We start from the raw sequence: 17728 nt of genomic DNA, 5'->3' as shown, positions 1-17728 counted from the left end.
CCAGCGTGGCTCCAGTTTTCGCGAAGTTCCAGTTAGAAGTTCTGCTCGGAACGTTAAGCTGTGCTTTGTGTTGGACGTGCGAAGGCTTCGGCTGCTCCACGCGTTGTCGGTCCACGGGACGGTCACGGCCGCCGCGGAGGCCCTGCACGTGACGTCTCCCGCCGTGTCCCAGCAGCTGGCCGCCCTGGAGCGGGAAGCCGGGGTGGCGCTGGTCGAACGGAACGGGCGGCGGCTGGTGCTGACCCGTGCCGGCCACGTGCTCGCCGCGCACACGCAGCTCGTCCTGGACCAGCTGGCGGCCGCCGAGGCGGACCTGGCCTCGCTGCGGACGTCCGTCTCCGGCGTGGTGCGCATCGGGGCGTTCGTGTCGGTGGCCGCCCTGCTCCCGCGCGTGATCCAGGTGCTGCGGTCCGAGCACGGGTCCGATGTGGACCTCTTCGTGCACGAGATGGAGCCCGAGGCGTCGCTGCCCGCGCTGCGGCGCGGAGACGTCGACATCGCCGTCGTCCACTCGTACAACATCATGCCGCGCGACCTGCCGCCGTCCTGCGAGTCGCACGAGCTGTTCGTGGAACCGGTCAACGTGGCGCTGCCGCTGAGCGATCCGCTGGTGCAGCAGGACTCCGTGGACCTGGCCGTGCTGGCCGACCGGCCGTGGATCATGCCGCGCACCGACGCGTCGTGCCACGAGCTGACCCAGCGGGCCTGCGGCGCCGCCGGGTTCGTGCCGCGGGCGCAGGCCTACTGCGACGACTTCGGCGTCATGTGCGGGCTGGTCGAGGCCGGGCTCGGAGTGGCGCTGGTGCCGTCGGTGGCACGGCGGCCCGGTGTGGCGTTGCGGCCGCTGAAGCAGCAGGTGTTCCGGACGGTGTCCGCCGTCGTGCGGAACCGGGCCGACGGGCAGCCCGCCGTGCGGGCCGTGCTGGAGCGGCTACGCCAGGTCTGAGAGCCACTGCTCGACGCCCGCCACGTGCACCGTGGACCAGCTGCGGGCGAGCTCGGGCTGGTGGGCGGCCAGCGCGTCGACGATGGCGCGGTGCTCGGCGACGGTGCGGTCGACGGCGTTGGACTGGGTGATGCCGCGCCAGATGCGGACGCGGACCGTCGGGCCCGCCAGCGTGTCGAGGAGCTGGGCGAGGTAGGCGTTGCCGGAGCACTGGGCGATGGCGCGGTGGAACTCGAGGTCGTGCTCGACCAGTTCCTCCACGGACTTGGCGCTCTCGGCGGCGTCGCAGAGCGCGCGGAGCTTGACGACCTCGTCCGGTTCCACCCTTTGGGCGGCCATCGCGGCCGCCGCGGGCTCCAGGATGCGCCGGACCTGGAGGACCTCGAGCACCGAGTCCTCGCCGCGGTGGAGGTCGAGGACGAACGACAGGGCACCGAGAAGGTCGTCGGCCCTGAGCGACGAGACGTACGTGCCGTCGCCCTGGCGGACGTCGAGCACCCGGACGAGTGAAAGTGCCTTCACGGCCTCGCGCAGTGAGTTGCGGGACAGTCCGAGGCGTTCTGCCAGGTCAGCCTCTCGTGGGAGGCGGTCGCCGGGCTTGAGCTCGCCCGAAACGATCATCTCCTTGACGCGCAGGATCGCATCGTCGGTGACTGCCACGGGCACCCTCAACTCGTCGTAGACCTCGGATGTCTGGCGACCAGTATGCGCCACGCAAGGTCGTCTTCGTGGCACACCCGGCGTTTCGGACTTCATTCACGAACTGCGGTGTGGGATGGTTATCTCTTAACGACACGTGACGGGAACCCCTGTTGTGGCCATAATGGTCTGGACCATTCAAGGAGGGATCTTGGACGCCGTTGTCGCAGCACCGCGCGCATTGCTCGGTCGCACGATCGTCGGTCCTGCCTCGGTGCGGATCAGGGACGGCCGCATCGTCGAGGTGACCACCGGTGAAGCACCACCCGGCGCGGAGGTCCTGTCCGACGGCCTGCTGACACCGGGCCTGGTCGACGTGCAGGTGAACGGCGCCGTGGGCGTCGACTTCGCCGAGGTGGACGCCGCCGGCATGCGTGCCGTGGCGCAGGCCTTGCCGTCCACCGGTGTGACCCGGTTCCTGCCCACGTTGATCACCGCACCGGTCGACGTGGTCCTCAGGCAGGCCCGTGCAGTACTCGCCGCATCCGCCGCGTTGCCGGACGGAGTGGGCGCCCGGCCGTTGGGCGTGCACCTCGAAGGCCCCTTCCTGTCGCCCAAGCGGGCAGGGGTGCACGACCCGTCGTTCATGGTGGAGCCTGGTCCCGACCAGATCTCGGCCCTGCTCGACGACGATCTGATCCGCCGCGCGCTGCGGATGGTGACGATGGCCCCGGAGCAGCCCGGCGGCTTCGAGGCGGTTCGCCGGCTCGTCGAGGCCGGTGTGCTCGTCGCGGTGGGGCACTCCGACGCCACCGGTGAGCAGACGCGCGCCGCGGCGGACGCGGGTGCCCGCATGGTGACGCACCTGTTCAACGCCCAGAGGCCGTTGGGGCACCGCGAACCCGGTGTGCCCGGCGTGGCTCTGGTCGACGAGCGCTTCACCCTCGGCCTGATCGCGGACCTCGCCCACGTCGGCCCCGACGTGTGCCGTCTCGTGTTCAACGCCGCCGGAGCGCGAGTCGCGCTGGTCACCGATGCCGTCGCCGCCGCGGGGATGCCGCCCGGCCGCTACCACCTCGGTGGTGCGGAGGTGCTGCTCACCGAGGACGGCGTGCCCCGCTCGCCGGAGGGCACGATCGCGGGTTCCGCGCTCACGCTCGACCGCGCCGTGCGGAACATCGTGTCCGTGGGCGTTCCGGTCGCCGACGCCCTGGCTTCGGCGACGATCGTGCCCGCCGAGGTCATCGGCGAGTCCGGTCTCGGCCGCCTCGCGCCGGGTGCCGTCGCCGACCTCGTGTGGTGGGACGACGACCTGCGGCCCAGGAAGGTCTGGGTCGACGGTGAGGTGGTGTTCGACGCCGAGGTGCCGGTCGCCCCGGTCGTGGCCGGGTACGCCACCGCGGGCCAGTAGGGCTCCGAACGACGACGAAGGGCGCCTTCCCCGTGCAGGACGGGGGAGGCGCCCTTCGCCGTGCTCGGGGCGTTCGACCTCGTTCGACGAGCGAAGAGCCCGCCCGGGGGGACCGGGCGGGCTCTTCCGCCGTGCTGCTCAGAGCGTGCGGGTGACCTTGTTCAGGCCCCGCGGGCTGTCCGGGTCACCGCCGCGCGCCAGCGCGAGGCCGTACGCCAGGCGCTGCACGGGGAGGATCTCCAGCACCGGCGCCACCTCCTCGGCCGTCTCCGGGATGGCGATCGACAGCGTCGCGCCGACCTTCTGCGAGGCCGAGCCGACCGCCACCACGTCCGCGCCGCGCTGGTGCACCACGTCGAGGGCGTCGCGCAGCGAGTCGCCGCCCTTGCCCAGCGACGTGATCGCGAGGACCGCGGTCTCGCCGTCGACGGCGGCGACCGGGCCGTGCAGCAGGTCCGCCCCGCTGTACGCGCGTGCCGCCAGGTAGGAGGTCTCGGCGAGCTTCAGGGAGGCTTCCAGGGCCGTGGCGTAGGAGTAGCCGCGGCCCGTGGTGAGGACCCGGTCCACGAACCGGTAGCGGCGGACGGCCTCGTCGACCGTCGGAGCGGACTGGTCCAGCGTCACCCGGGCCAGGTCGGCGAGCGGGGCCGCCGCCTCGCCGTTGCCGCCGCGCACCGCGTCGATCAGCAGGTACAGGGCGAGCAACGTCGCCGAGTACGTCTTCGTGGCGGCGACCGCGTGCTCGACGCCCGCGGACACGTCGACCGAGAGTTCGGCGGCCGCGTTCAGCGGGGAGTTCGGGGTGTTGGTCACGGCCACGGTCAGCGCTCCGCGCCTGCGGTAGGAGGCGGTGACCTCCAGCAGGTCGGGTGAGCCACCGGACTGCGAGACCGTCACGAGCAGCACGTCGCGCAGATCGGGCTCGGCGCCGTAGAGGGTGGTCGTCGAGGCGGAGACCAGGCCTGCCGGGAGCTGGAGCAGGATCTCGGTCAGGTACTTCGCGTAGATCGCCGCGTGGTCGCTCGAGCCCCTGGCGGCGAAGAGGACGAAGCGCGGGGCGCGTTCGCGGATCACCGCGGCCACCTCGGCGATGGCCGAGCGCGCGGAGTGCAGGGCCGCGAAGATCGACGGCTGTTCGGCGATCTCCGCTGCCATGTGCCGGCCTGGCTGGGGCGTGGTCATGTCGTGCCTTTCAGGATCAGCTCGGCCGCGGCTCGGAGGCTCACCCGAGAACCGCCGTGGGTGTCGATGCGGGCGGCGCTGCCCAGGTCCGGACCAGGGACGCCGGTTTCGACGTGCACCACGTCCAGCTGCAGATTAGTTAAGTTTGTTACCAGTTGTCGAGCGCTCGTGTGCCGGTGGGCATCTCGCGTCACGACCACGATCGTGCGGGTTCCCGCCGCCTTCGCGACCTCGTCGGCGGAGATGTCGCGGGCCGCGATCACCTCGGTGCCCGGGAGGACCTCCCGCAGGTACGGGCCGAGGCCCCACGGGACGTCACCGACCGCGATCGACGGGTCCACGACCAGGTCGACGACGACCGGGTCGCTTCCGACACTAACCCGGCCGCGCACCTCGACAGCGCGCCGAGCGGCCGTGAGACCGATCTCAGCGTCGTGGGCGTCGACCGTCGACGGGGGCAGGCCGAGCGCCAGCGAGCGCTTGGCGGCCTGGGCCAGGCGTTCCTCGGACAGCTCGCCGGACTTCACCGCGGCGACGATCGAGTCGATCAGCCACTGGAGGTCCTGGTCGTCGAGGGCGATGCCGCCGAGGCAGAGCGCGTCCACGCCGGCGGACAGCGCCCGGACGGCGCCGTGGGCGAGGTCGCCGCCGACGGCCTTCATGTCCAGGCCGTCGGTGATCACCGCGCCGGTGAAGCCCAGCTCGGTGCGGAGCAGGTCGATCGCGTGCTTGTTCAGCGTCACCGGCTGCGTGCCCCACTCGGGGACGACGAGGTGGCCGGTCATGATCGAGCGGACGCCCGCGTTCACCGCCGCCCGGAACGGCACCAGCTCGACGGCGCGCAGCTGTTCCTCGGTGCGCGGGAGCACCGGGAGCTGCTCGTGCGAGTCCTCCGTGGACGCACCGTGGCCGGGGAAGTGCTTGGCGCAGGCGGCGACGCCCACCGCTTGCAGCCCCTCGACCCACGCGGCGACGTGCCGCGCGGCGAGCACCGGGTCCGAGCCGAACGCGCGGACGCCGATGATCGGGTCGTCCAGCGTCAGCACGAGGTCGGCGGACGGGGCGAGGTTCAGCGAGATGCCGCACTTCGCGAGGCGTGCGCCGATCGACGCGGCCACCGAGCGGGTGAGGTCGAGGTCGTTCGCCTGGCCCAAGGCGTGGTTGCCGGGAACCTCGGAGCCGCGACCCGCGTCGAGACGCGTGACGTCGCCGCCCTCCTCGTCGATGCCGATCACCACGTCCGGCCGCACCGAGCGCAGTTCGGTGCACAGCGCGGTCACCTGGGCGTCGTCGACGACGTTGCGCCCGAAGAGCACAACGCCGCCGAGTCCGTCAGCGACGCGCCGCAGCAACCAGTCGGGGGCGGTCGTTCCGTGAAAACCGGGCAGCAGAACGGCAGCGGCCAACTGATCCACTTGTCATCCCTTCACCGCACCGGCGGTGACGCCGGCGACCATCTTGCGTTGCACGATCAGGAAGAACACCAGGGCGGGCACGGTGAACAGCGCCGAGGCGGCCATCGCCCCACCCCAGTCCGTGCCGAAGGCGGTCTGGAACCCGGACAGCCACACCGGCAGCGTCTCGCTGTCCTGGCTGCGGATCAGCACCTTGGCGAACAGGAACTCGTTCCACGCCGTGATGAACGCGAACACCGACGTCGCGACGAGGCCCGGTCCCAGCAGCGGCAGGGTCACCTTCTGGAACGCGCCCCAGCGGCCGCAGCCGTCGACCATCGCGGCTTCCTCGAGCTCGATCGGGATGCCGTTGACGAACCCGCGCAACGTCCACGCGCAGAACGGCAGCGTCACCGCGAAGTACACGAGGACCAGCGACGAGAGGTGTTCGTAGAGCTGGAGGTCCCGCATCATCAGGAACATCGGGATCAGCAACGCCTCGAACGGCGCCATCTGCGCGACCAGCATCAGCAGCACGAAGCTCTTGCGGCCGCGGAAGGCGAAGCGCGACATGGCGACCGCCGCCGTGATGCCGACGATGATCGCGGCGAGCACCGCGGTCAGCGTCACGAGGAGGCTGTTGCCGAGCGAGGACAGGAAGCCGGGCTTCGTCCACGCCGTCACGAAGTTCGTGAGCGTCACCGAGAACGGGACCAGGTCGTAGTCCGACGTGATCGTCGTTCCCTTGGGCTTGAGCGCCGACGTGATCATCCAGTACGTCGGGAAGAGGAAGAACAGCGCGAGCGCGAGGCCCACGACGTTCGCCGCAGACTTCTTGAGCATCAGATCTTGCCCTCCTCGGTCTGCAGCAGCTTGCGCAGGTACTGGAACGTGATCAGCCCGAGGATGACCATCATCAGCACGGAGATCGCGGCCGCGACGCCGAAGTGGCTCTTCGCGATGCCCTCCAGGTACTGCAGCACCGGCAGCGTCGTGCTCTCACCGCTGGGACCGCCCTCGCGGAACACCCAGATCTGCGCGAAGACCTTGAAGTCCCACAGCGTCGACAGGAACGTCACCATCATCAGCAGCGACTTGATCTCCGGCCACGTCACCGCGCGGAACGTCTGCCAGCCCGTCGCGCCGTCGATGCCCGCGGCCTCGTAGAGGTCGCGCGGGATGCCGACGAGACCGGCGTAGAGCGAGAAGGCGAGGAAGGGGATCGCCTGCCACACGATCAGCAGTCCGACGACGGACAGCGTCGAGGTGCCGGAGGAGAACCACGAGTAGCCGGCGAACGAGTCGAAGCCCAGCCGCACCAGCGTCTTGTTCAAGATGCCGTAGTTCTGGTCGAACATCCACTGGTAGACCGTGGTGGACGCCAGGATCGGCATGGCCCAGGCGCAGAGCATCGCGATCTGCAGCGCGACGCGCACCCACGGCGTGAGCACGCGCATCAGCAGCGCGATCCCGAGGCCCATGCCCACCGACGCCACGACGACGGAGAGGGTGAACACGAGGGTGCGCAGCGACACGTCCCAGAAGCGCTCGTCCTGCAGAACCGTCGCGTAGTTGTCGAAGCCGGTCCACACGATCTCGCCGCGGACCAGTTCCCCGAGGTTGAGCTGGCGGAAGCTCGTCACGAACACCGAGATGACCGGCCAGCCGATCAGCCAGAGGATCGCGATGAGTGCGGGAGCCAGCAGCAGGTAGGGCAGCGACCTGTCGAAGGCGCTGCCCCGGCGGCGGCGCTTGCGCGCCCCACCCGTCACGGCAGGCGGCAGCGCCGGAGGGAGGTCCCCTGCCGGCGCTGCCGTTTCGGTCGTCTTGACGGCCGTCATCTCAGCCGGGCTAGCCCAAGGCCTTGGTGATGGCGTCGCTCGCGTCCTTCGTCGCCTGGTCCAGCGGCTTCGCGCCGGAGAGGTACGCGGTGAGCGCGTCCTTCAGCGGGTTCTGACCCGCCTCGACGGCACCCCACTTCGGCGAGCTCGGCGTGACCTTGCCGTTCGGGGCGGAGGCGGCGAGCGCCTTGCCGACCGCGTTGGTCTCGAGCTTCGAGGTGTCCTTCGAGGTGCCGGGAACCGCGCCGCCCTCGGCGAGCATGTCCTGGTACTTCTTGGACGACAGCAGTGCGAGCCACTTCTTCGCGGCTTCGGCGTTCTTGCTGGCCGTCGGGATGGCGAGGTTCGAGCCGCCGAGGAACACGGGGGCGGTCGAGCCGGCCTTCTTGGACGGGATCGGGAACGCCGCGGTCTTCTCCTTGAGCTCCGGCTTGTCCTTGACGGCGCTGCCGAGCTCCCACGGGAGACCGATCATCATGCCGACGTTGCCGGTCTGGAAGACCTCGTACTGCTGCGGCTTCGCCTCGTCGGTGTCGGCCGGGGCCTTCTTGGTGGCCGACGCGTCGTAGAGCGCCTTGTAGGCCTCGAAGCCCGCCTTGGACTGGGCCGAGTCGAGCGTGCCCGTCCACTTGCCGGCGTCCTGCTTGGCGATGTCGCCGCCCTCGTCCCAAATCAGCGAGAGCAGGAAGTACCAGGACTGACCCGGCAGGTACAGGGCCTGGAAGTCCGGGTTGGACGCGTTCGCGGTCTTGAGCTTGTTGATCGCGTCGATCCACTCGGCACGGGAGGTGGGCGGCGTGGTGATGCCGGCCGCCTGGAACAGGTCCGTGCGGTAGATGACGGTGCGGTTCGCGGCGTAGAACGGCACGCCGAACTGCTTGCCGTTCAGCGTCAGCGAGTCCTTGAGACCGCCGAGCCACTCACCGCTGTTGAACTGACCGGCGTCCGCCGTCAGGTCGGCCAGCGTGCCCTGGTCGGCGAAGCCCGCGATCTGGGTGTTGCCGAGTTCGATGACGTCCGGCGGCGTGCTGCTGGCCAGCGCGGTGGTCAGCTTCTCCTGGATGCCGGTCCACTTCTGGACCTCGTACTTGACCTTGATGCCGTTCGCCGACTCGAACTCCTTGTTCAAGGCGTCGGTCAGGGTCGTCGGCGCGGAGCCGTCCATGAGCCACACGGTGATCTCTTTGGTCTCCGCGCCGCCACCGCTGTTCGTGCTCGTGCCACATCCCGACACGGCCACTGCCAGTGCGGCGGCACCGGCAGCGAGTCCTCTCCAGCCCTTCACAGTTCGCGCCCTTTCACCGAGCCCGGCCCTCGGCCGGAACGTCCAAGTGGTGTAGACCAATGCGGAACAGCGTGTGCTGCGTCACCGCGTCTGTCAAGCGCGTTGCCAAGACGTTGCGAAGTCCTCCGACCAATTTCGCGGGAGATGTCGGGGGTTCGGACGCACGAATCGACACGGACAAGGCATCCTTGTGGGTGCGTGACGTGGAGTGCGAGGAGGAGGCCATGCTGGAGACGACGCCTGCATCAGGCGTGGACGCCAGGACGCGTGCACAACGCGAACCCAAGTACTGGGGTCTCAAGCGGCACCTGCTCGACCTGTTGAGGGCGCTGCCGCCCGGTTCGCCGATCCCCACGGAACGGTCGCTGGCCGCGGAGTTCGACGTCTCCAGGACGACCGTTCGCCAGGCGCTCGCCGAGCTGACGGTCGAAGGGCGACTGCTCCGCGTGCAGGGCAAGGGCACCTTCGCGGCCGAACCGAAGGTCGCCCAGAGGTTGCAGCTGTCTTCGTACACAGAGGACATGCGCGCCCAGGGCCGCGTGCCGTCGTCCAAGCTCATCGAGGCCTCCGAGATGCCCGCCGAGGCGGAGCTCGCGCGGCTGCTCGGCGTGCGTCCCGGTGCCAAGGTGCTGCGCCTGCACCGCCTGCGGCTCGCCGACAACGAGCCGATGGCCATCGAGACGACCCACCTCGCGCTCGGCCGCTTCCGCGGGCTGCGCCGGTACCTGGCGCCCGGCGCCTCGCTGTACCAGGTGCTGTCCGAGCGGTTCGGCGTCGAGATGGGCCACGCCGAGGAGACGATCGAGACCGCGCTGGCCTCGCCGGAGGAGGCGGAGCTGCTCGGCGCCGACATCGGCCTGCCGATGCTGCTGCTGTCGCGGCACTCGTTCGACACCGAGGGCAACCCGATCGAATGGGTGCGCTCGGTCTACCGCGGTGACCGCTACAAGTTCGTCGCCACGCTGAACCGGCCGTCTTGATCGCCTGGGGCACGCCGCGTGCCCGCTGGGTGCTGACGACGACGATCCTCGGCTCGGGCATGGCCATGCTCGACGGCACGATCGTCAACGTGGCGCTGCCCAGGATCGGCGCGGAGCTCTCCGCGTCGGTCACCGACCTGCAGTGGATCCTGAACGGGTACCTGCTGGCACTGGCCTCGCTGATCCTGGTCGCCGGGTCCCTCGGCGACCGGTTCGGCCGGCGCCGGGTCTACGTGGTCGGCGTGGTGTGGTTCGGCGTCGCCTCGCTGCTGTGCGGTGCCGCGTGGAACGTGCCGGTGCTCGTGGCCGCGCGCGTGCTGCAGGGCGTCGGTGCCGCGTTGCTCACGCCGGGGGCCCTGGCGATCCTCCAGTCGTCGTTCAACCGGGAGGACCGGTCACGGGCCATCGGCGCGTGGTCCGGGCTTTCCGGCGTCGCCACGGCGATCGGGCCGCTGGTCGGCGGCCTGCTGGTGCAGGCGTGGTCGTGGCGCCTCGCGTTCCTGGTGAACCTCCCGGTCGCCGCGCTGTGCGTGTTCCTCGCGCTGCGGTTCGTGCCGGAGTCCGAGGACGACTCGGCCGGGCACCCCGGCTACGTGTCCGCGCTGGTCGGAGCGGTGGGACTGGCTCTGCTCACGGGCGGTCTCGTCGAGCAGTCGTACGTCCTCGCGGTTCCCGGAGCGGTCGCGGTGATCGCGTTCGGGGTGGTCCAGAAGAGGTCCGCGGATCCGCTGGTGCCGCCCGAGCTCTTCCGGAGCCGGACGTTCGTGGTCTCGAACGTCCTCACGTTCCTCGTCTACGCGGCTCTCGGCGGCGTGATGGTGCTGCTGGTGCTCCAGCTGCAGATCTCGCTCGGGTACTCGCCGACGGCCTCGGGGCTCGCCAGCGTGCCGATCACGGTCATCATGCTGCTGGCGTCCTCGACGTCCGGCCGCCTCGCCCAGCGCCACGGCCCGCGGCTGCAGCTCGTCGTCGGCCCGGTGCTGGTCGGTCTGGGGATGCTGCTGCTGCGCAACGCCGTTCCGGGTGCCTCGTACGTTTTCGGCGTCCTGCCCGGCGTGCTGGTGTTCGGCATCGGGCTCGCGGTCGTGGTCGCCCCGGTGACGGCGACCGTGCTGGCCTCGGCACCTGATCACCACGCGGGCGTCGCGTCCGGGGTGAACAACGCCGTCGCGCGCACCGGCAGTCTCCTCGCGATGGCGGTGCTGCCCGCGGCGGTCGGCCTGGTGGGCGAGGACTACGCGAACCCCGAGGTCATGACCGCCGGCTGGGAGATGGCGCTGGTGCTGTGCGCGGTGGCCGCGATCATCGGCGGCGTGCTGGCCATCGGCGTCGACAACCGGGTGCTGGACGCGGCGCCGGAGCAGCACGAGGTCCCGCACCCCGGCGAGTGCCTGCACTGCGGGGTGGAGGGCCCTCCGACGCACATCCGGTCAGGCGGGGAGAAGGCGCGCCAGTAGCCGCGGGTCCACGTTGCCGCCGGACACGACGGCGACACCGCCGCCGAGCTTGGCCTGCGCGGCCACGGCGACCGCACCGCTGGGCTCGGCGACCAGCCGCGCCCGCCGCGCCAGGTCCGCCACCGACGCCATGATCTCGTCCTCCGACACCGTGACCACGTCGTCCACGTATCTGCTGATGTGGGCCCAGGTGAGCGCCGACGGCTCGTCCCTGAGGGCGTCGGCGGCCGTCCGGGCGCGTCGCAACGGGTCCCAGCGCACCAGCTCGCCCGCGGCGAGCGACTCGGCGATGTCACCCGCGAGGGCGGGTTCCGCGCCGATCACGCGGACGTCCGGGCGCAGCGCCTTGACCGCCGTCGCCACGCCGGAGATCAGCCCGCCGCCGGACATCGGCACCACGACGGCCTCGACGTCCGGCAGGTCCTCGAGGACCTCCAGGCCGATGGTGCCCTGGCCGGCGATGACGTCCGGGTGGTCGAACGGCGGGATCAGCGCCGCGCCGCGTTCGGCGACCAGGGCCTCGGCGCGCTCGACGCGTTCGGTGATGCCGACGATGAAGACCTCGGCACCCAGCGCCTTCGTGGCCTCGACCTTGACCGCCGGGGTGTTGTCCGGCATCACGATCGCGGCCGGGACGCCGTGCAGCCGGGCCGCGAACGCCACGGCCTGGGCGTGGTTGCCGCTGGAGTACGCGACCACGCCGTGCGCGCGGTTCTCCAGGCGCGCCAACGCGTTCAGCGCACCCCGGAGCTTGAAGGCGCCGATCGGCTGCAGGTTCTCCGGCTTGACCCATCCAGGACCGAACGGCAGCAGCGGTGTGCGCACCACGTGCGGTGCGATCACCGCCGCCGCCGAGAGGACGTCTGGGAGCGCGATCATCCGAGGATCGAGGCGAGCAGGCGGGGTTCGATGTTGCCGCCGGACACCACCGCGACGGCCGGACCGGCGGGCAGCTTCCGGTTCAGGTACGCGGCCACGGGCACGGCGCCGCTCGGCTCGGACACGACCCGCGTGCGGCGGGCGATCTGGTTCACGGCGTCGCGGATCTCGTCCTCCGAGACGGTGACGAAGTCGTCGACGTACTCGCTGATGTGGGCCCAGGTGAGCTCCGAGGGCTCGGCGCGCAGGCCGTCCGCGATGGTGCGGGCGCGGTCGTGCGCGTCCCAGTGCACGCGCTCTCCCGCGGCGAACGAGGCGGAGGCGTCTCCGGCCAGCTCGGGCTCGACGCCGATCACGCGGACGTCCGGGCGCAGCGCCTTGACCGCGGTCGCGACGCCGGCGATCAGCCCGCCACCGCTCACCGGCACCAGAATCGTTGCCACGTCGGGAAGATCGTTGATGATCTCCAGGCCGACGGTGCCCTGACCGGCGATGACGTCCGGGTGGTCGAACGGCGGGATCAGCGTGGCCCCGCGCTCCTCGACGAGCTCGGCGGCACGCGACTCGCGTTCGGTGATGCCGACGACGAACACCTCGGCGCCGTGCGCGCGGGTCGCGTCGATCTTGAGCTGCGGCGTGTTCTCCGGCACGACGATCGCGGCCGGCATGCCGAGGGTCTTGGCGGCGTAGGCGACCGCTTGCGCGTGGTTACCGCTCGAGTACGCCACGACACCGCGCGCCCGGTTCTCGGAAGGTATGCGGGACAAGGCGTTCACCGCGCCGCGTTGCTTGAAGGCGCCGATCGGCTGCAGGCACTCGGGCTTGATCCACAAGCCGGAGTCGAACGGCAGCAACGGCGTGTGGACGACGTGCCGGGCGATGGCTGCGGCGGCCGTCCGAACGTCTTCGAGAGTCACCAGGCGCATGGGTTGATGATGCACGTCGCCGGGCCGCAACCGGTGAACTGTGCCCAACGTCCTACGTCTGCCGTGGTCGGGAGGCGCTGCGGGCGCTGTGTCCTGCCGGGGTCGGTGGAACGCGAAAAGCGTTGGCGGGCAACAGCCGTCGGCGTCCGCTCGTCTTCGTGACCGTCCTCACCGCCACGGGCGTCCAACTCGTCACCGGCACCGTCCACGGCCGACACCGTGCACCGTCCACGAGCACCCGCGCCGGACAGCGCCTCCAGGCACGCTCGGTCAGCCGCCGGGAGCACGGTGACGCCGTGGGCCACCGGTGACCCCATTCGGTGATCACGTCACTACGTTGAGCGATAGTTAACTGTCAACGGCTACGCACCGCAGTTGATCTGTCGTGAGCTGTGACACACTTCGTTCACGTTCGAGGCGGGGCGTCATAGCCAAGAGATCCGCAACTTCACTCGAACGGGCGAAGGATTCGGTCCGAAAGAGACCGGGAGGAGGGCGCAATGAGGCTCGTGGCACGTCCGCTTGAGCCCGGCGCCTGCCGTGGAGGACCCGGCTGCCGCACCGGGTTCGAGAGGCAACAAGGGATGGGAGGGGTGGGGCGACCCCTGCCGCCGCCCCACCACCCGTCCCCCTAGAGCCCCCGAGAGAGGTCCCTGCAACCGACTCTCGGGTTCCCCTGCACCCGAAAGTGAGGGAGACGCTTGATGAACCGCACGCGTGCGGCCCGTGTTACCGGTGCCGTGTTGCTCGCCACCGGAGTCGTGACTGCTCTCAGCGTACCGGCGTTTGGCGCCCCTGCTGCACCAGTCGCCCCAACCGGTTCCGATACGGAGAGCTACCCGGCTGAATTGCTCCAAGCGGTCGAACGTGATTTGGGCCTGAACGCTGACCAGGCCCGCGTCCGGTTGGCCTCTGACCAGAAGTCGAGCGAAATCGCGGAGGCCGCCAAGGCGTCCCTCGGCGATGCGTTCGGTGGAGCGTGGATCGACCAGGCGAGCGGCAGACTGACCGTCGCGGTGACCAAGCCGGGACTCTCCGTGACCGGCGCGGACACCACGGTGGTGAAGAACTCGCTCACCCAGCTCACCGGGACCAAGTCGGTCCTCGACGTCATGAACGCCCCCAAGTCGATCACCAGCTGGCGCGTCGACGAGAAGTCGAACTCCGTCGTGGTCGAGGTCAACAAGAACACCCGCGACGCCGCGGCGGAGAGCTTCATCGCCACCGCGAAGTCCATCGGCTCGACCGTCAAGGTCGAGGAGGTCTCCGAGAGCCCCACGACGCTCTACGACCTGCGTGGTGGTGACGCCATCTACATGGGCAGCGGCGGCCGTTGCTCGCTCGGCTTCTCCGTGACCGGCGGCTTCGTGACCGCGGGCCACTGCGGCACGACGGGCACCTCCGTCTCCGGCTACAACCGCGTCGCGGCCGGCTCGTTCGCCGGCTCGGTGTTCCCCGGCAGCGACATGGCCTGGGTCCGCACCAACGCGAACTGGACCCCGCGCCCGTGGGTCAACCGCTACAACGGCACGAACGTGATCGTCCAGGGCTCCACCGTGGCGGCGATCGGCGCGCAGATCTGCCGTTCGGGTTCGACGACCGGATGGCGCTGCGGCACCGTCCAGGCCTACAACCAGACCGTGAACTACCCGCAGGGCACCGTGCGCGGCCTGACCCGCACCAACGCCTGCGCGGAGCCGGGTGACTCCGGTGGTTCGTGGGTGGCGGGCTCGGGCTTCGGCCAGGCCCAGGGCGTGACGTCCGGTGGTTCGGGCAACTGCTCGTCCGGCGGCACGACCTACTTCCAGCCGGTCAACCCGATCCTGTCGCGCTGGGGCCTGACCCTCACGCGGGGCTAGAACTCGGTGCGGAGCGCCGCGGCACCTCGGTGCCGCGGCGCTCTCGCGTTCTCAGACCAGCACGATCTTGCAGGGCGAAGGCGACCGGGCGGTTGCGCGCCGACTTCTCGGTCGACGCCGTGGTGCTCGTGCTGATGGCCGGTGGGGGCGTCCGCAACCCGACGCCCGCCATCGCGCGGAGGCTCGCCACCCTGTTCCTGGAGGGGGGCGGCTAGCTGAACTGCACCGACCGCTTCGACAGGCCGTACCAGAAGCCCTCGACGCTGGTGCGCGCCTTCTCGTCGCTCGCGGCGCCCAGCGCCACGAAGAGCGGTGCGAAGTGCTCGGTCCGCGGGTGCGCGATCCCGGCGGCGGGCGCCTTCACCTGGAAGTCGAGCAACGCGTCCACGTCGCCGTTGGCGAGCTGCTGGTGCGCCCAGTCGTCGAACTCCTTCGACCACGACGGCGGCTCGTAGTCCGGTCCGGCCGGGAAGTTCACGCAGCTGAGGTTGTGCGTCATGAAGCCGCTGCCGACGATGAGGACGTTCCGGTCCCGCAGCGGCGCGAGCTTCCGGCCGATCTCGTGCAGCTCGCGCGGGTCGAGCGTGGGCATCGACATCTGCAGCACCGGCACGTCGGCGTCCGGGAACATCTCCTTCAGCGGCACGTAGGCGCCGTGGTCGAGACCGCGTTCCTCGTCCTGCTCGACGTGGCCGCCGAGCAGCTTGCGGACGTCCTCGGCGAGCTCCGGCGCGCCCGGCGCCTCGTAGGTCACCTCGTAGTAGCGCTGGGGGAAGCCCCAGAAGTCGTAGACCAGCGGCACGGTCGTGGTCGCGCCGATGGTCGTCGGCGCCTCCTCCCAGTGCGCGGAGACCATGAGCACGGCCTCCGGGCGCGGGAGGGTGGCGGACCAGGCACGGAGCTCTCCGGTCCACGTCTCGTCATCGGCCAGCGGGGGTGCCCCGTGGCTCAGGTACAGCACTGGTGCGCTCACGTCTTCGAGCGTACGCCGTTTTGTTCAAATTTCAACGATCAAGTTCGAATTTGAACGACTCGGCTGCCTTGCGCGGGTCCTCGGCGTCGGTGACGGCCCGGACGACGACGACCCTGGTGGCGCCCGCGGCCTTCACCTCGGCGAGGTTGGCGAGGTCGATGCCGCCGATCGCGAACCACGGGCGGTCGGTCCTCGTGGCGCGGACGAGGTCGAGCCCCGGCGCCGGACGGCCCGGCTTGGTCGGGGTCGGCCAGCACGGCCCGGTGCAGAAGTAGTCCACGCCGGGCTCCGCGGCGGCCTCGGTCATCTGGCCGACGTCGTGGGTGGACCGGCCGATCACCACCTCGTCGCCGACGATCCGGCGGGCGAGCGGGACGGGCAGGTCGTCCTGACCCAGGTGCAGCACGTCGGCGTCGACCGCGTGGGCGATGTCCGCGCGGTCGTTGACGGCGAGCAGCTTCCCGTGGCGCTCGGTGGCCTCGGCGAGGACCTCGAGCGCCTCGATCTCCTGCTTCGCCTCCAGTGACTTGTCCCGCAGCTGGATGATGTCGACGCCGCCCGCGAGGACCGCGTCCGCGAACTCGGCCAGGTCCGGCCGGTCCGGTGTGCAGAGGTAGAGCGTCGCGTCGGCGAGTCGTTGCCTGATCAGGTTTCCGTCGAGTCCTGGCACGCACGCACGTTAACCGTTATGTTGAAGTCGGTCCGCACGGGAGCCTGGAGAACACCGGGCTGAGAGGGAGCGTGGTTCGCTCCGACCGTCGAACCTGATCCGGGTCATGCCGGCGCAGGGAGCGTGAATGCCTTGAGCAGTGTGGAAGTGGCCGTCCGGGGTGGCGGCGTCATCGGCCTGTCCGTGGCCCTCGCCGCGGCACGGGCCGGGTTCTCCGCCTCCGTGTCCGACCTCGGTTCGCCGCACGCGGGTTCGCGGGTCGCGGGCGGCATGCTGGCGCCTCTCACGGAGGCGTGGCCGGGCGAGGAAGCCGTGGTGGCACAGGGGGTCGAGGCCCTCGCGATGTGGCCGGGGTTCGCCTCGTCGATCGGTGTCCCGCTGTTCACCGCCGGGACGCTGGCGGTCGGCACGCAACCGGGTGACCTCGCCGACCTGCGGCACGCGGGGCAGGTGCTGACCTCGCGGGAGGTCCGCGCTCTCGAACCCTCGCTGGGACCGGCGGTGCGCGGTGGCGTGTTCGCGTCCGGCGACCTCGCCGTCGACAACCGCCTGCTGCTCTCCGCCCTGCGCAGGGCGTGCCTCGACGCCGGTGTCGTGTCCGATGTGGAGGGACGGGTCTCGGTGATCGCCGCCGGGGCGTGGAGCGGCGAGCTGCACCCCGCGCTCAGGGGCGTGATCCGGCCGGTCAAGGGCGAGATCCTGCGGCTCACGCACCGTCCCGGCGCGTTGCCGCCCCCTCGCCACACCATCCGCGCGCTCGTCTCCGGACGGCCGGTGTACCTGGTGCCGCGCGACGACGGGCTGGTCGTCGGCGCCACCCAGTACGAGGCCGGGTTCGACACCGACGTGTCCGTCGCGGGCGTGCGGGACCTGTTGCGGGACGCGGAAACCGTGCTGCCGGGCATCGCCGAGTACGCGCTCGCCGAGGCCGCCGTGGGATTCCGGGCGGGCAGCCCGGACAACGTGCCGGTCGTGCGCTGGCTCGAACCCGGTGTCATCGCCGCGACGGGTCACCACCGCAACGGACTGCTGCTCGCTCCGCACACCGCTCGGCTCGTGGTTCAGCTCCTGCAGGGAGGAAGTTCGTGAAGGCACAGGTGAACGGGACCTCCCGCGACTTGGCGGACGGCACGTCGGTGGCCGCGGTCGTCGCGTTGGTGGGGGCGCCCGACAAGGGCGTGGCCGTGGCGCTCGACGGCGCCGTGGTGCCGAAGGCGTTGTGGGGTTCCACGATCGTGCCGGACGGCGGCGTGGTCGAGGTGCTGACCGCGGTCCAGGGAGGCTGA

General features: G+C 70.7%; 18 protein-coding genes and 1 riboswitch. Of the genes, 8 read left to right on the top strand and 10 right to left on the bottom strand.

Annotation, left to right across the window (positions count from 1 at the left end; genetic code table 11):
• Window positions 1–67: 67 nt before the first annotated feature.
• Window positions 68–946 carry a LysR family transcriptional regulator gene (locus L6E10_RS18165; protein ID WP_236220676.1) on the top strand — a complete coding sequence of 293 codons (879 nt, stop codon included), beginning with the start codon at window positions 68–70 and terminating at the stop codon, window positions 944–946.
• Here L6E10_RS18165 and L6E10_RS18160 read toward each other — a convergent pair.
• A complete protein-coding gene (locus L6E10_RS18160) occupies window positions 932–1606 on the bottom strand; it encodes a FadR/GntR family transcriptional regulator (protein ID WP_090097478.1) in 675 nt (224 codons plus the stop codon). The genes L6E10_RS18165 and L6E10_RS18160 overlap by 15 nt on opposite strands.
• A 190-nt stretch (window positions 1607–1796) precedes the next feature.
• On the opposite strand from L6E10_RS18160, the gene nagA reads away from it, so the two are divergent.
• Window positions 1797–2996, top strand: a complete 1200-nt coding sequence (nagA, locus tag L6E10_RS18155; RefSeq protein ID WP_236220675.1) for an N-acetylglucosamine-6-phosphate deacetylase — start codon at window positions 1797–1799, stop codon at window positions 2994–2996.
• Window positions 2997–3134: 138 nt separating this feature from the next.
• On the opposite strand, the gene L6E10_RS18150 is transcribed toward nagA, so the two are convergent.
• From L6E10_RS18150 to L6E10_RS18130, 5 genes are read right to left on the bottom strand one after another with little or no spacing between them, the layout of a single operon-like run.
• Window positions 3135–4178: an SIS domain-containing protein gene (locus tag L6E10_RS18150; protein WP_236220674.1), complete on the bottom strand. Its 1044-nt coding sequence runs from the start codon at window positions 4176–4178 to the stop codon at window positions 3135–3137.
• Window positions 4175–5593, bottom strand: a complete 1419-nt coding sequence (locus L6E10_RS18145) for a glycoside hydrolase family 3 protein (protein ID WP_236220673.1) — start codon at window positions 5591–5593, stop codon at window positions 4175–4177. The genes L6E10_RS18150 and L6E10_RS18145 overlap by 4 nt, the downstream gene beginning before the upstream one ends.
• Window positions 5594–5596: 3 nt before the next feature.
• The gene (locus L6E10_RS18140) at window positions 5597–6415 is read right to left on the bottom strand and encodes a carbohydrate ABC transporter permease (RefSeq protein WP_236220672.1); all 819 of its coding nucleotides are present in this window, start codon (window positions 6413–6415) and stop codon (window positions 5597–5599) included.
• Entirely contained in the window at window positions 6415–7413 is a 999-nt protein-coding gene (locus L6E10_RS18135) for a carbohydrate ABC transporter permease (RefSeq protein ID WP_236220671.1), read from the bottom strand. The genes L6E10_RS18140 and L6E10_RS18135 overlap by 1 nt, the downstream gene beginning before the upstream one ends.
• Window positions 7414–7423: 10 nt before the next feature.
• Window positions 7424–8698, bottom strand: coding sequence for a sugar ABC transporter substrate-binding protein (locus L6E10_RS18130; RefSeq protein WP_236220670.1), 1275 nt, complete (start codon window positions 8696–8698; stop codon window positions 7424–7426).
• A gap of 224 nt (window positions 8699–8922) precedes the next feature.
• Here L6E10_RS18130 and L6E10_RS18125 point away from each other — a divergent pair, with 224 nt between their 5' ends.
• On the top strand, window positions 8923–9678 hold the full coding sequence (locus tag L6E10_RS18125) for a GntR family transcriptional regulator (protein ID WP_030470948.1): 756 nt from the start codon (window positions 8923–8925) through the stop codon (window positions 9676–9678).
• Window positions 9675–11135, top strand: a complete 1461-nt coding sequence (locus L6E10_RS18120; RefSeq protein WP_275676658.1) for an MFS transporter — start codon at window positions 9675–9677, stop codon at window positions 11133–11135. The genes L6E10_RS18125 and L6E10_RS18120 overlap by 4 nt, the downstream gene beginning before the upstream one ends.
• Here the strand turns inward: L6E10_RS18120 and L6E10_RS18115 are convergent.
• Both L6E10_RS18115 and L6E10_RS18110 read right to left on the bottom strand, forming a co-directional pair.
• The gene (locus L6E10_RS18115; protein WP_236220669.1) at window positions 11109–12014 is read right to left on the bottom strand and encodes a threonine/serine dehydratase; all 906 of its coding nucleotides are present in this window, start codon (window positions 12012–12014) and stop codon (window positions 11109–11111) included. The two genes, L6E10_RS18120 and L6E10_RS18115, sit on opposite strands and share 27 nt — an antisense overlap.
• Entirely contained in the window at window positions 12011–12940 is a 930-nt protein-coding gene (locus L6E10_RS18110) for a threonine/serine dehydratase (RefSeq protein WP_236220668.1), read from the bottom strand. Before L6E10_RS18110 ends, L6E10_RS18115 begins: the two co-directional genes overlap by 4 nt.
• A 905-nt stretch (window positions 12941–13845) precedes the next feature.
• On the opposite strand from L6E10_RS18110, the gene L6E10_RS18105 reads away from it, so the two are divergent.
• Together L6E10_RS18105 and L6E10_RS40365 are read left to right on the top strand one after the other, a co-directional pair.
• Entirely contained in the window at window positions 13846–14799 is a 954-nt protein-coding gene (locus L6E10_RS18105; RefSeq protein ID WP_308102812.1) for a S1 family peptidase, read from the top strand.
• Between the two features lie 92 nt (window positions 14800–14891).
• Window positions 14892–15014 carry a hypothetical protein gene (locus L6E10_RS40365; RefSeq protein ID WP_275676655.1) on the top strand — a complete coding sequence of 41 codons (123 nt, stop codon included), beginning with the start codon at window positions 14892–14894 and terminating at the stop codon, window positions 15012–15014.
• Here L6E10_RS40365 and L6E10_RS18100 read toward each other — a convergent pair.
• On the bottom strand, window positions 15011–15772 hold the full coding sequence (locus L6E10_RS18100) for a dioxygenase (RefSeq protein WP_236220666.1): 762 nt from the start codon (window positions 15770–15772) through the stop codon (window positions 15011–15013). The two genes, L6E10_RS40365 and L6E10_RS18100, sit on opposite strands and share 4 nt — an antisense overlap.
• Before the next feature lie 31 nt (window positions 15773–15803).
• Window positions 15804–16442, bottom strand: coding sequence for a thiamine phosphate synthase (gene thiE, locus L6E10_RS18095; RefSeq protein WP_236220665.1), 639 nt, complete (start codon window positions 16440–16442; stop codon window positions 15804–15806).
• Window positions 16443–16468: 26 nt separating this feature from the next.
• Window positions 16469–16580: riboswitch (TPP riboswitch) on the top strand.
• Between the two features lie 3 nt (window positions 16581–16583).
• On the opposite strand from thiE, the gene L6E10_RS18090 reads away from it, so the two are divergent.
• The gene (locus L6E10_RS18090) at window positions 16584–17531 is read left to right on the top strand and encodes an FAD-dependent oxidoreductase (RefSeq protein WP_308102833.1); all 948 of its coding nucleotides are present in this window, start codon (window positions 16584–16586) and stop codon (window positions 17529–17531) included.
• Window positions 17528–17728 (top strand): sulfur carrier protein ThiS, encoded by a 201-nt coding sequence (gene thiS, locus L6E10_RS18085; RefSeq protein WP_236220663.1) that lies wholly within the window; start codon window positions 17528–17530, stop codon window positions 17726–17728. Before L6E10_RS18090 ends, thiS begins: the two co-directional genes overlap by 4 nt.

This window comes from Lentzea sp. CC55 (genome assembly GCF_021056325.1).
GTDB lineage: Bacteria > Actinomycetota > Actinomycetes > Mycobacteriales > Pseudonocardiaceae > Lentzea > Lentzea jiangxiensis.
Note: the sequence above shows the minus strand (reverse complement) of the source record. Positions and strands in the feature narration are given on the sequence as shown.